This window comes from Muriicola soli (genome assembly GCF_004139715.1).
In the GTDB taxonomy this organism is placed as follows: domain Bacteria; phylum Bacteroidota; class Bacteroidia; order Flavobacteriales; family Flavobacteriaceae; genus Muriicola; species Muriicola soli.
Genome location: NZ_CP035544.1, coordinates 1,420,066 through 1,433,537, shown reverse-complemented (window position 1 = coordinate 1,433,537; position 13,472 = coordinate 1,420,066). Strand labels below are relative to the sequence as shown.

The 13,472-nt window shown below is 42.0% G+C and carries 10 protein-coding genes; 8 read left to right on the top strand and 2 right to left on the bottom strand.

The features are described 5' to 3' along the window. From EQY75_RS06390 to EQY75_RS06380, 3 genes are read left to right on the top strand one after another with little or no spacing between them, the layout of a single operon-like run. A complete protein-coding gene (locus EQY75_RS06390) occupies positions 1 to 1,428 on the top strand; it encodes a glycosyltransferase family 2 protein (RefSeq protein WP_129603968.1) in 1,428 nt (475 codons plus the stop codon). Between the two features lie 2 nt (positions 1,429 to 1,430). Then, a complete protein-coding gene (locus EQY75_RS06385; protein WP_129603965.1) occupies positions 1,431 to 3,803 on the top strand; it encodes a sulfatase-like hydrolase/transferase in 2,373 nt (790 codons plus the stop codon). Then, a complete protein-coding gene (locus EQY75_RS06380) occupies positions 3,796 to 5,037 on the top strand; it encodes a YaiO family outer membrane beta-barrel protein (RefSeq protein ID WP_246020067.1) in 1,242 nt (413 codons plus the stop codon). Before EQY75_RS06385 ends, EQY75_RS06380 begins: the two co-directional genes overlap by 8 nt. A gap of 451 nt (positions 5,038 to 5,488) precedes the next feature. On the opposite strand, the gene EQY75_RS06375 is transcribed toward EQY75_RS06380, so the two are convergent. Continuing rightward, a complete protein-coding gene (locus tag EQY75_RS06375; RefSeq protein WP_129603926.1) occupies positions 5,489 to 6,352 on the bottom strand; it encodes a sigma-70 family RNA polymerase sigma factor in 864 nt (287 codons plus the stop codon). A 203-nt stretch (positions 6,353 to 6,555) separates the two neighbouring features. On the opposite strand from EQY75_RS06375, the gene EQY75_RS06370 reads away from it, so the two are divergent. The 5 genes from EQY75_RS06370 to EQY75_RS06350 all read left to right on the top strand — a co-directional run bounded on the left by EQY75_RS06370 (position 6,556) and on the right by EQY75_RS06350 (position 11,822). After that, complete coding sequence (locus EQY75_RS06370; RefSeq protein WP_129603923.1) at positions 6,556 to 7,074, top strand: DUF6155 family protein; 519 nt, start codon at positions 6,556 to 6,558, stop codon at positions 7,072 to 7,074. Between the two features lie 15 nt (positions 7,075 to 7,089). Continuing rightward, a complete protein-coding gene (locus EQY75_RS06365) occupies positions 7,090 to 8,019 on the top strand; it encodes a 2-hydroxyacid dehydrogenase (protein ID WP_129603918.1) in 930 nt (309 codons plus the stop codon). 111 nt (positions 8,020 to 8,130) lie between these two features. Continuing rightward, positions 8,131 to 9,642, top strand: coding sequence for a DEAD/DEAH box helicase (locus tag EQY75_RS06360; protein ID WP_129603915.1), 1,512 nt, complete (start codon positions 8,131 to 8,133; stop codon positions 9,640 to 9,642). A gap of 2 nt (positions 9,643 to 9,644) precedes the next feature. Then, positions 9,645 to 10,910: a glycosyltransferase gene (locus tag EQY75_RS06355; protein WP_129603912.1), complete on the top strand. Its 1,266-nt coding sequence runs from the start codon at positions 9,645 to 9,647 to the stop codon at positions 10,908 to 10,910. A gap of 66 nt (positions 10,911 to 10,976) precedes the next feature. Then, positions 10,977 to 11,822 carry a 1,4-dihydroxy-2-naphthoyl-CoA synthase gene (locus EQY75_RS06350; RefSeq protein ID WP_174719394.1) on the top strand — a complete coding sequence of 282 codons (846 nt, stop codon included), beginning with the start codon at positions 10,977 to 10,979 and terminating at the stop codon, positions 11,820 to 11,822. Positions 11,823 to 12,028: 206 nt separating this feature from the next. Here EQY75_RS06350 and EQY75_RS06345 read toward each other — a convergent pair whose 3' ends face one another. Next, on the bottom strand, positions 12,029 to 13,360 hold the full coding sequence (locus tag EQY75_RS06345; RefSeq protein WP_129603909.1) for a serine hydrolase domain-containing protein: 1,332 nt from the start codon (positions 13,358 to 13,360) through the stop codon (positions 12,029 to 12,031). Between the last annotated feature and the right edge of the window lie 112 nt (positions 13,361 to 13,472).

Below are 13,472 nucleotides of genomic sequence, written 5' to 3'. Positions count from 1 at the left end.
ATGGATAACAGCGTTTTCAATGTGATTCTAGAATACCTGAACATCGTTTTCCTGGTGTTTTCAGTGGTATTGTTTTCGCTGTATATCCTCATGGCCTATCTAGCGACTCGTAATTCAATACATTACAAGCACAAAAACAGTTTTGGGGATATATCAAAGACCTTGGGATCTCCTTTAGCCCCGGGGATCACCATAATAGCACCCGCTTACAATGAAGGGCTGACAATCGTTGAAAACGTAAGGTCCCTGCTCTCGCTGCAGTATGTAAATTATGAGGTGATGGTAGTAAATGATGGAAGTAAGGACGATACGTTGCAAAAACTAATCGAGGCTTACGATCTTAAAAAAATTGATAGAGACATTGATCCTGATATTAAGTCGAAGCCCATTCGCGGAATCTACAAATCTGAGCAGCGATCCTTTGCCAAGCTAACCGTGGTTGATAAAGCCAATGGAGGAAAGTCCGATGCCCTAAATGCAGGGATTTATCTCTCCGAAAACAAATATGTAGGGTGTATTGATGTAGACTGTCTCATCGTTCCTGAAGCCCTTTTGCATGTGGTTAAATCGTTCTATCAGCATTCTGATAAGCGTGTAATCGCCGTAGGTGGTGTAATCCGGGTAGCCAACTCCTGTAAAATATCCGGTGGGACCCTGGAAGAGATCAGGTTGCCAAAAAATTGGTTGGCGAAATTTCAGTTACTGGAATACACCAGATCTTTTCTTTTGGGAAGAATGGCCTGGGGCAGGATAGACAGCCTGTTAATCATATCAGGAGCCTTTGGATTTTTTGACCGGGAGATCGCCTTGGCAGTTGGGGGGTATGATACTGAGACCGTAGGGGAGGACATGGAGATCATCTTCAGGATGAGACGATTTATGCACGATAGGAATGAGCCCTATCACGTGGCCTATATCCCCGATCCGCTTTGCTGGACAGAGGTGCCCGAAGACCTGAATATTTTTATAAATCAGCGAGACCGTTGGTCCAGGGGAAATTTAGAAACCCTGAATACGCATAAAGACATGTTTTTTAACCCAAAATACGGGAGATTGGGCATGTTGAGCTATCCTTATTGGTTTTTTTATGAATGGCTGGCGCCTTTACTCGAATTTGTAGGGATCTTGGCAGTGATCATCTTTATCTACCTCGGAATTATCAACTGGGATTTCTTTATCGCAATTACTATTACAATTTACCTTTTCTCAATCATGTTCTCATTCTATGCGATCCTCTGGGAAATCTATTCATATAATCAATATTCAAAGACTAAGGATATACTAACCCTCATGTTAGTAGCCATCCTGGAGCCCTTAATCTTTCATCCACTTGTTGTGTGGTCTTCAGTACGGGGGAATTATAAAAAATTATTCAAAATTAGATCTGGGTGGGGTTCACAGGTCAGAAAAGGATTTGCTAAAGCGTAAAGATGCAGACTGATATTAACATAGGAGCCAAGAAACGGGACTTGCGTGATTTTATCAGGCTTGTCCTGGCATTTTTCCTGTGTCTGGGGGTGCTGTCACTTTACCAGAATACAAGGCTGTATGGGGCAGGAGTGCTCGATGGTGTGATCAATAAGAGCTTGCTGCTATTGCTTGTCCATCATCTCGGTTTCACCTCTCTCACAGCTTTATTCCTGGTCTTCCTTTACAAATTTCTCGAGAGGATACAACCCAACCTCGGATTTAAGACGGTAGTTGTAGTTCTGGTGGCCGTTTTAGGGATTGAAGGTTTACTCACCAAGTATTACGTTGACAACTACGAAATTTTAGGCGCAGGCTTTTCCGAACAAATAAATGAAAAGAAGGGCTTGTCTCTGCTTTACTACAGCCCGGTCTTCCTTTTCCTCAGCGTGGTTTTTATGTATGTGTTCTTTCGCATGACCGCCAACATTTATAATCTGATCAGCAGGATGTACCCATTTACCATAGTACTTTTCAGTCTTTTTCTGGCAACCTTGATCACCAGGAAAAATCCCGTAAATGAAAATAAGACACAGCATCTGATTTACCATCGCGCAGAAGAATCCTTGAATTTCTACAAATATGAGGGACAGGCAGAATACCCATTGTTAAAATCGTTTCATCCATCAGGGGAGCTAGCTGATTATTTCGAACTTAAATCACAACAACCCAATCTGGTTTTTATAGTTATGGATGGGGTTGGATCTGACTTTGTAGGGGAAGATGCGACCTATAAGGCGTTTATGCCTTACTTAAATGGTTTAATCAATAAATCCTTGTATTGGCCTCATAATCTGAGTAATACTGGCGAATCAACTGCAAGTATCCCAACTATTTTAGGTTCCTTGCCCTTTGGTGAAGAAGGGTTTTCTAACATCGAGACAAATACACATCGATTCACCCTAATTGATCTGTTGAAAGAAAATGGATATTATTCCTCCTTTCACTTTGGGGGCAATGCTTCCTTAAACAATCTGGGAAAATTTCTTTACGAGGAGGAGATCGATTACCTGTCAGACCGGAAGGCATTCGGACCTCAATACAAACAACAACAGCCCGATGCGGCCGGTATTTCGCTTGGTTATCCCGATTCCGAGTTATTCGGTAGGTGGTTGGATGAATTTCAGAGTACGGATGGCCCCAGGGTAGATATCTTCCTTACGCAAAGCACTAAAAACCCATTTCATATTCCCAATGAGGAAAAATATAAGATGGACGTTGAGGATATACTGGCTTCAGAACACTATGAGGGACGTAGTGAAAGACTCATTGAAAAAAATGAAGAAGTCTTCTCCAGTCTGATTTATGCAGATAAGGCCATTGCTGATTTTATAGAGGGGTACAAGCGAAAATCTGAATTCTACAATACCATCTTTGTCATAACCGGCAGTCATAACTTAAGTGATCTGCCACAGTCAGATTACCTGGATCGTTACAGGGTACCCTTGATGATGTACAGTCCGATGTTAAAATCACCGGCACGAATAGGCTCATTGGTAGCTCACAGCGATATTTTACCGGAGTTGGCAGGATTATACCACACTGCATACAAAACAGAGTTGCCTGAACAGGTTGCCTGGCTGGGAGAAGGACTGGTGCACAAGGGTTATATTAAAGAGGAAAAAGAGATCCCACTCTTCAGACACCGCAAGAACATTCAGGAATTCATAAAAGGCAACCTGTGCATTTCGGGGAATTCCTTGTATAAAATAGGTGGTGATCTCAGTTTGTACGATCCTGAATCTACTGAAAGGAAGGAAGATCTAAAGGCGGCTTTCAGGGAATTCAAGGCTATCAATCAATACGTGACAGAGCAGGACAAACTGATCCCTGTTTCAGCTGATCAAAAACAGGTAGCATCACTGGAAAGTAAGTCGGATATGGTATGGATCAACAGCGTGTTTAACAGCGATGACTACGATAATGCTTACAGAACAGCCAGGGATCTGGCTATAGAAGGGGATAAAGAACGTGCTTTGCTTCTATGCGACCATATCCTAAAAGAGGTTCCGGGTCATGCCGATACGGAAATCCTAAAAGGTCGTATTTATGCCTGGAATCAGGATTACACCCGGGCCGCTTCAATACTTGAAAAGGCCATTAAGAAATACCCAGTTTACGCCGATGGATATTCTGCTTTGCTGGATGTGTATTTCTGGGCAGATACTAACTATAAGGCATCAGAGCTAAAGAAACTGATTAGGAAACACAGAATTGGCAATGAGGAGCTAACAGAGAAGATCAAAAGGGCTGAAGACAAAATGAAACAAGATCAGACCCTTTTTAGCAGTGAAAATCTCGGATACCTGAATTTTGAAGAAGACGGCTATGAATAAGAACATGAGACATATCATATGGATCTGTATGGGAATGATTCTCTTGGGAAGCTTCGCCAGCCATCTAAATGCTCAGGATATGGCGTATTCCGGAGACCCCGACCTTTCGCTACGACGGGCAATGGCGCTTGCCAGTGATGGTCGCAGGGAGGAAGCCAGGGATACCCTTCACAATATTTTACATCAGTATCCCGACTATACAGATGTTAAGAATTTAATTGCAAAAACCTACAGTTGGGACGGTGACTTCGATGAAGCCCGAAAGCATTTTAACAGAATTACCTCAGATGAAAGGAAAAACAAGGAGGTTTGGGTTGCGGCAATCCGAAACGAGATTTTCGCACTAAACAGATCCACGGCCCTTGGCTTGGCTAATAAAGCTCTTCTTTTCCTACCCGGAGATAAAGAATTGGATTCTTTAAGGAATCGCATTATAAACTCCTGGAATGAACCTTCAAAGACATCTCAATTGGAGGCTGAAAAGGAGGTGGAAACCAATAAACGCAGTAACTCCGTTGCTATTTTTAGTTCTGCTGATATATTCGATGTGGTTTTTGATCCGATGTATTACTCGGGTGTTGAATTCAATTTTGGTACTAAATATGGAAAAATTATTCCCAGGATCAATTATAGTAACCGATTCCAAATTGACGGAACCCAGTATGAAATAGATTTGTATCCCCAATTTTCAAAAAAAGTTTACGCCTATTTAAATTATGGCTACAGTCAGTCCGAGATCTATCCCGAACACAGGGTTGGGGGAGATCTGTACGTAAACCTGCCCAAGGGCTTTGAAACCTCTCTGGGAGCCCGATTCTTATCCTTTACCGATAGTGATGTGGCTATTTTTACTGGTTCGGCCGGAGTGTACAAGGGGAATTACTACCTGTCACTACGACCATATGTGACCCCTAGAAAGAATAGTACAATGGGTATTTCAGGCGTACTTACAGCCAGGAAGTATTTAAAAGATGCGAATAATTATATCGGAATAAATGCAGGGATGGGATTCATGCCTGAATTCAGGCAATTTTTGGCGAATACCACTCTGGTTGCGGAAACCCTCTTGTTTGTGGAATCACAGCAGCTGATGGCTGAATATCAATTTTCATTTAAGGACAACCCCTCGCTTTACAGGGCACATTTGGGGATCACAAGACAGGAATTTGTATTTGCTGCGGGAAACTATTTTTGGGCCATTTCTGCCGGGTTGAGATACCAGATTGGCTTCTAATACCGCAATAAGTACCTCATAAAATGCGTTATATACAACAATTATTTACCAGTACACCACAAACTGTTGTTGCTTTTGAGAAGAAAAAATATTTTTAGTACATAATCATTGAGTCCCAGATCTCACTAAAAACCAAACAGACATGTTATATGATACCTACGGCGAGGAATACTTAAATTTTCTCAAAGACTTGAATGAAATTCTGAGTGTTAATGAATTAGCAGAACTGGATTATCTCTAGATGATCGGTGAACCTTTAAATCCCAAAGCTTATGGCAAATCCAAATTATGACAACGCGGCTTATTTGAACTTTATTGAGGATCTGAACGAGATCCTGAAAGATTTCGAAATCAGCAGACTAAGCTGTTCTTAAACATTTTAATGTATAGAATATTGAAAAGAAAAAAGGAAGCCAAGCGGCTTCCTTTTTTCTTTTTATCTCAATAAAGCTTATCCCAAATAGGCCTTGAGGAGCTTACTACGCGTATTGTGTCGTAGTTTGCGAATAGCCTTTTCCCTGATCTGTCTAACTCGCTCACGGGTAAGATCAAAGGTCTGACCTATCTCTGCCAGAGTCATTGATTGTTGATCTCCTATTCCGTAATACAACTTAACTACATCTGCCTCACGGGGAGAAAGAGTGTCCAGCGCACGATTGATCTCCGTATTAAGCGATTGCTGCATTAAGCCTTTGTCTGGCTTAGGCGATTCGCCTGAACGCATGACATCGTAAAGGTTGGAATCTTCTCCCTCTTTTAATGGAGCATCCATTGATACATGCCTTCCTGAATTCTTTATAGACTGTTTTACCTCACTAACTGTCATTTCGAGTTCCTGAGCGATCTCTTCAGCAGAAGGTGGTCTTTCGTGTGCCTGCTCCAGGTAGGAAAAAGCCTTTTTGATTTTATTTATGGATCCAATTTTGTTTAAAGGTAGTCGTACAACTCTCGATTGCTCTGCAAGAGCTTGAAGGATAGATTGTCTGATCCACCATACCGCGTAGGAAATAAACTTAAATCCACGGGTTTCATCAAATCGCTTGGCGGCCTTAACCAGCCCCACATTACCTTCATTAATAAGATCGGGAAGCGTAAGGCCCTGATTTTGGTATTGTTTAGCAACCGAGACCACAAACCTCAAATTGGCGTTTGTCAGTTTCTCAAGTGCCAGTTGATCGCCTGCCCTGATTCGCTGGGCCAACTCTACTTCTTCATTGGCAGTGATCAAATCTATTTTACTGATATCCTGCAGGTACTTATCCAAGGATTTTGATTCTCTGTTGGTGACCTGCTTGATTATCTTAAGTTGCCTCATATATTTTGATAAGTTTAATGATTACATCCTCTCATTATACACTTTATTTCTGTCTTTTCCAAAAGCAACCCCCCAATCTTATACATATTTTATGAGAACTTTAATATTTCCTCCGACCTACGGTAAAATATAGGGTTTTGCAACTCGCCTTAGCGGATTTTTGAAGTGTAATCGATACCTTTACAGGCTGTATATCGCATGAAATGAGCAAGTCGGCATTAAAGAAATATCTGGGAGAGTTAAAAAAAAGAGATCTGGAATTACAGATTATGGATCTCTATGAGCGATTTCCTCAGGTTAAAACCTATTACAATTTTGTCTTTAATCCCAAAGAGGATAAATTGATGGGTGAGGCAAAAGCCAAAATTTCAAATGAATATTTCCCGCTCAAAAGAAGGCGCGCCAGAGCCAGGCGTTCCGTTGCCCAAAAATTTATAAAGCAGTACAATAAATTGGGAATGGATCCCCACCTATTGGCAGATCTCATGCTTTTCAATATAGAAACAGCTCAGCGCTATTCGGCCTCCCACAAGGTAAATGAGGCTTTCTACAAAAGTATGTTGCGTTCGTTCAGAGAAGCTGTTCAGCATCTTACCCACAATGCCATTTTAGCAGAATTTAAAGAACGCCTGAAACAGATCAATCGGCGCCTACATGATCAGGAATGGGAATTTCAGGAAGATTTTAATCAGATTTTCGAGCTCGCGTACATGGATGATTAATTTTAAAAAACAATTATGGCCATTGTTTTAATAAGACAGGATGGGAAACTAGATTTATGGAAAAGTGCCTTTTTGGATGAATTTCCCGATCTACCTGTGCATTTGTACAACGAGCCTCATCCCAAAGATGAAATAAGTCTGGCTATCGTCTGGAAACACCCCCAGGGGTGTTTAGGGGAATATCCCAACTTGCAATGCGTCGCTTCCTTTGGGGCAGGGGTAGATTTTATCATCGAAGATAAGTCCCGGCCCGCCGGGATCCCTATCACCCGTGTTGTGGATGATGCCCTGGCAGATGATATGGCAGAATATGTGCTTACAGCAGTACTGGGACATCTAAAAAATATGGATCAATATGCAAGGGACAAACATGCATCAGAATGGCACCCCATTCCCTACAGTAGAATTAAGGATCACACTATAGGGATTATGGGCCTGGGAACACTTGGGACTCATGTGGGTAATGCCCTTACCAAACTTGGCTTTCGGGTGGTAGGATGGTCCAGACATCCCAAAACGCAGCCGGGCATAAAGGTTCATAAGGGTCCAGAGGAAAAAAAAGACTTCCTAAATCAAACATCTATCTTGGTTTGTCTCTTACCTCTGACTTCAGAAACCAAGGGTATACTAAACAAATCGAACTTATCGCAACTGCAGCAAGGTGCTTATCTGATCAATGTGGCCAGGGGAGGCCATCTGGCAGAGAACGAGCTGATTCCGCTGTTAGATTCCGGCCAACTTTCAGGTGCCTGTCTGGATGTGTTTCAGCAGGAGCCCCTGCCCGAAAACCATCCTTTCTGGAAACATCCCCTGATCAAGATAACGCCGCATGTCGCCAGCGTATCCGATCCAAAATCAGTGGTCCCACAATTGGTCGAAAATTTCAGAAGACTTCAAAATGGCGAACCCCTGTTGAATCAGATTGATCCTGATCTGGGGTACTAAAATCAGATTTCAGACTTTAAATTTCATTAAAGAGAAAAAAACTTCTAGTTTTGCAAATTGGCTTATTAAGAGTCCCTGAATAGAATTTTTAACCTAAATACCGAACATTTTTTGTCGATTTCCACCGAAAATATTGAGAAGACCCTTTACGATTATCAACAGCAGGATCTTCAGACTATATTTGAGCACCTCGATAATGACTCAGACAACTCAAACCTCTTGTACCAGCTTCCTACCGGAGGAGGTAAAACGGTTGTATTCTCTGAAATTACCCGCCGGTTTATTGAACATCGGAGGAAAAAAGTCGTTGTACTCACCCACAGAATAGAGCTCAGTCAGCAAACTTCAAAAATGCTGAGGGGATTTGGTGTTAAGAACAAAATCATCAATAGCGATGTAAAAGAGCTGCCGAGCACAGACTCACATATGTGCTATGTAGCCATGGTAGAGACCCTGAACAATCGGCTGCAAGAGGGTACAATTTCCCTGAATGATATTGGCCTGGTGATTATAGATGAGGCCCATTACAATTCCTTTAGGAAGCTATTTAAGTATTTCGATTCCTCCATAATTCTCGGGGTGACAGCTACACCATTGAGTTCTAATATAAAACTTCCGATGAAGGACCACTATAAAAAACTTATAGTGGGTCAATCTATTGAATCCCTGATCAAAAAAAAGTATCTGGCCAGGGCCAACATGTACAATTACGATGTTAGCCTGAAATCATTAAAATTGGGAATCAGTGGGGATTACACCGTAAAATCCTCCGATGAACTCTACGGGAATTACAATATGCTTTCCAAACTTCTGGGAGCTTATGAAGAGATCGGGAAAGGCACAAAAACCCTTATTTTCAACAACGGGATCAACACTTCCCGATATGTCTACGAAACCTTTAAGAAGGCAGGGTACCCCATCAGGCATCTGGATAACAAGAATACATCATCGGAACGCAAGGAAATACTCGAATGGTTTTCAAATACACCTGATGCGATACTTACCTCAGTGAGTATTCTAACCACGGGTTTTGACGAGCCTACAGTGGAAACTATAATTCTAAACAGGGCCACAAGGTCTCTCACACTGTATTTTCAAATGATCGGGCGAGGATCGAGGATTTTACCTGACAAAGATGAATTTACGGTTGTGGATCTCGGAAATAACATTGCTAGATTTGGTATGTGGGATGCGCCTATCGACTGGCAGGAAATTTTCCACTTCCCAGATTTCTACCTGGAAAACATCAAGAATGACGAGGATATCGAAAGGGAATTTGTCTACGAGATGCCTCCGGAACTAAGGGAAAAGTTTTCAAATTCTAAGGAAATTGATTTCGATGTAAAGGCAGTTTACAAGGAAATTTTTGCTCAGGGGAAAAGATCTAAAATCGTGCTGGAACGAAGTATAGAGCAACACGCCAAGATCTGCGTTGAAAATAGCGAAGATGTCTTTGAGGCCCGGATCCTCGCAAAACAGTTGAAGGATGAAATTGAATATCGCGTAAGGCAGTATTCCTACTGCATAATGAATAACACCAAGAATTATAAAGAGTGGTTAGAAGAAGACTACGAGCGTAAATTGCGCCTAAAAATCTCCCAGATGTTTGCCGCTAAAATGTAAGTATGGAAAATAATACGCCCAAGGTTCTTGTGATTGGCCTCACCTGGCCTGAACCCGAGGCGACAGGAGCAGGCGTCCGTACTCTTCAACTTCTGAATTTATTACAGTCCCTAAATTATAACGTCACCCTGTCTTCCGCAGCTGCTAAAACCCAATATTCAGCTAGCCTGGAGCAATGCGGGATCGATTGTGTTCCGATAAAACTGAATTGTGATAGCTTTGATCAGTTCATTGCTGAACTCAAGCCCCACATCGTTGTTTTTGACCGCTTCCTCACCGAAGAATATTTTGGTTGGCGTGTGGCCGAACAGCTGCCGGATACTATTCGAATTCTCGACACTCAGGATCTGCATTCTCTTCGGAAGAGTCGGGAACTCGCCCTCAAAAAAGGAATAGCCTTTACCTCAGACTTCTGGCAGGTTCAGGAAATAACGTTGAGGGAAATAGCAAGTATCTACCGATGCGATCTTTCGCTGATTATTTCGGAATATGAGATGGCCTGGTTAAAAGCGAATAGCCGAATAGACCTCTCGCTTTTATTTTACCTCCCATTCGTTTACAACTCCTCTGGATCAGATCATGTTCTAACGGCGCCTGATTACGAATTGCGAAGCCATTTTTGCTTTATCGGTAACGGGAAACATGCACCAAATATTGATGCCATAAATTATTTAAAAAGAGACATCTGGCCAAAAATAAGAAGGGCATTGCCTAATGCTAAACTCAATATTTATGGTGCCTATCTTCCAAAAAACATTCTTGATCTCTATCAGCCTGAAGAAGGATTCTTTGTCAAAGGCTGGGTAAATGATATGGGAGAGATTCTTCAAAAAACACGAGTCAATCTCCTGCCACTTCGATTTGGAGCCGGATTAAAAGGAAAACTGTTCCAGTCGGTCAGATATGGAACCCCTTCGGTAATGACCGTAACAGGGGCAGAAGGAACGGCATTTGTGACCAATAAAGACCTTGTGGCGTCAGATGCGATCGATTTTTCAGAAAAAGCAGTGCGTCTTTATAAGGATAAAGAACAATGGAATACTGCTCAGGAAAATGGGATTAAGCTCATCAAGGATGAATTTGGAGTTGAAATTTATCGTCCCTTATTTAAGGCTGCCTTGCAGGATCTTCAGAAGAATTTGCAATCTCACAGAATTACTAATTTCACGGGAAGGATGTTATTACACCATACTATGGGCAGTAGCAAATACCTCTCTAAATGGATAACACTCAAACAGCGGAATGCTCGCGGAGAAGCCGATGAATAAGATCCTGTGAAGGGATTGTAATGGGACATCATAAGGCTTATCTTTAGCCTCAGAAACTAGGAACATATGAATTCAGAAATTACTTGGGAAACCGCCGGAGAATATGAAGATATAACCTATAAAAAATCGGCTGGCGTAGCGAGAATCGCCTTTAATAGACCGAATGTAAGGAATGCCTTCCGACCAAAAACCACCAAAGAGTTATACGACGCTTTTTACGATGCACAGGAAGACACATCAATAGGGGTGATACTTCTCTCAGCAGAAGGTCCCTCAGAGAAAGACGGGGTCTACTCTTTTTGCAGTGGGGGAGACCAAAAGGCGAGAGGACATAAAGGTTACGTAGGGGAAGATGGTTACCACCGACTCAATATTCTGGAGGTGCAGCGACTTATTCGATTTATGCCAAAAGTTGTCATTGCAGTGGTACCGGGATGGGCTGTTGGGGGAGGCCACAGTTTACACGTGGTTTGTGATATCACCTTAGCCAGCGAGGAGCATGCAAAATTTAAGCAAACAGATGCCGATGTAACAAGCTTTGACGGAGGATACGGTTCTGCCTACCTGGCAAAAATGGTGGGACAGAAAAAAGCGAGGGAGATCTTTTTTCTGGGTAGAACGTATTCAGCACAGCAAGCCTTGGAAATGGGAATGGTCAATGCGGTTGTTCCTCATGATAAACTTGAAAAAACAGCTTATGAATGGGCACAGGAAATCCTGGCGAAATCCCCAACCTCAATTAAAATGCTAAAGTTTGCCATGAACCTTACTGATGACGGTATGGTAGGGCAACAGGTATTTGCAGGAGAGGCAACCCGCCTGGCTTATATGACTGAGGAAGCAAAAGAAGGACGGAATGCTTTTCTGGAAAAACGCAAACCTGATTTTGGCAAGAATAACTGGATACCCTGAATTGAAGAAGAAATTTTAAATAAAAAAGGCCCCGTCATTTCTGATCGGGGCCTTTTTACGAGAACACTATATGAAAATGAAAAAATTAACTCCTTGTTAATTACATAGTAAACATACAGGAGAATCTTTCATTTGCATAAATATTGTTGTCAACTGAGATTCTTTTGTGGTGTAAGTCTTTATTGTTGTTATTAAGCTGTCCGGGACTATCTTATAGCGGTGAGAATTTCACTTAGAAAAGTATTGGTATCGAATTGTGGTGCCTCAGCCAATCCTGTTCTCACCACCACCAGTTCTGCAGACGGGATGATAAAAACATGTTGTCCCTGATACCCGTTTGCCGAATACATGTCTTTTGGCACGTCAGGAAATTTACCTTCGGCATTAAGCCAGAAATGCGCGCCGTAAATCCCATCTGAATGCGCCGTTGGCGTAGTGATATAGGACACCCAATCAGGATGGAACAACTGTTCACCATTCCAATTGCCTTCTTGCAGATAAAGTTGGCCAAACTTCCCCCAGTCGCGTGTACTGGCCCAACCATAGGAAGAAGCCACATAATTTCCCGCCAGATCGGTCTCGAGCAACATAGAATGCATGCCGATCTTGTCAATTAGTGCCTTGTAAGGGAAATTCAAATAATTCTGATAATTGCTAAAAGTATTGTGCAGCAGGCCCGAGAGTAGGTTCGTCGTTCCCGAAGAATAATTCCAGATCTCTGTAGGTTGAGCAAGTTGTTCTTTTACAGCCTGAGAGGCAGCCATATTGGATTCCATAAACAACATCTTAGTGACGTCTGAAATCGTAGAGTAATCTTCATCCCAGGCTAATCCACTCTGCATGCGAAGTAAATGATTCAAAGTTATGTTCTTTCTTTCATCATTTTTCCAGGAAGGGAGGCTCACTTTGTCCTCTACATTTATTCTTCCCTGGTGTTCAAGTATTCCATAAAGGGTAGCCAACACACTCTTGGTCATCGACCAGCCCAGAATAGGAGTAGCTTTATTAAATCCCTCGGCATATCTTTCAGCGATGATATTCCCCTTGTACAGTACTAATGCTGTCCTTGTTTTTACGGTGTCTGCAAAGACATTATCGAGGGCACTGTTGAGTAATCCGTAATCTATATTTTCAAAAAGGGTATCTTTTTCTGCCAAATGTCCTAAAGGATAGGGCAGAGGTATTTTTTTAATTATCCGTATAGGTTTTTGGGTGTAGACTCTTGGATCAACTTCACCATTGGTCAGGACACATCCCAGACCATCACGGCAAGTTGCTTTTCTCTCCATTAAGCCAAAAACATTAGCCAGAGAAGATTTTTCATCCTTGTTATAAGAAGAGCTGGCTAGTTTTACCAGAGGTACATCGTGGTCGTAAGCTTCGATGGAATTCAGGCTTCGCCCGGAAATATAAATCGTTGATGCCGTATTTTTTGCTGCAAATCCGGAGATAAGATTTAATTTGGGGTATTGCCAAAAGACCACAATGCCTGCGATCAGCAATAGAATTAAAACAAGCCATTTAATATTTTTCTTCATTTCACTTTGTGTTATTTGAAACTTTCCGATATTCGAACAAGCCCACAATCCGATCTCTGCTCAAAGGCAAATCAAACGGGAGCTCTAAATAGGTAAATAGAAGCGTTAATTT

Excerpts from the sequence above, each read along its gene's own strand:
- EQY75_RS06390 (WP_129603968.1), top strand. The coding sequence starts at position 1 with ATGGATAACAGCGTTTTCAATGTGATTCTAGAATACCTGAACATCGTT.
- EQY75_RS06385 (WP_129603965.1), top strand. The coding sequence starts at position 1,431 with ATGCAGACTGATATTAACATAGGAGCCAAGAAACGGGACTTGCGTGAT.
- EQY75_RS06380 (WP_246020067.1), top strand. The coding sequence starts at position 3,796 with ATGAATAAGAACATGAGACATATCATATGGATCTGTATGGGAATGATT.
- EQY75_RS06375 (WP_129603926.1), bottom strand. The coding sequence starts at position 6,352 with ATGAGGCAACTTAAGATAATCAAGCAGGTCACCAACAGAGAATCAAAA.
- EQY75_RS06370 (WP_129603923.1), top strand. The coding sequence starts at position 6,556 with ATGAGCAAGTCGGCATTAAAGAAATATCTGGGAGAGTTAAAAAAAAGA.
- EQY75_RS06365 (WP_129603918.1), top strand. The coding sequence starts at position 7,090 with ATGGCCATTGTTTTAATAAGACAGGATGGGAAACTAGATTTATGGAAA.
- EQY75_RS06355 (WP_129603912.1), top strand. The coding sequence starts at position 9,645 with ATGGAAAATAATACGCCCAAGGTTCTTGTGATTGGCCTCACCTGGCCT.
- EQY75_RS06350 (WP_174719394.1), top strand. The coding sequence starts at position 10,977 with ATGAATTCAGAAATTACTTGGGAAACCGCCGGAGAATATGAAGATATA.
- EQY75_RS06345 (WP_129603909.1), bottom strand. The coding sequence starts at position 13,360 with ATGAAGAAAAATATTAAATGGCTTGTTTTAATTCTATTGCTGATCGCA.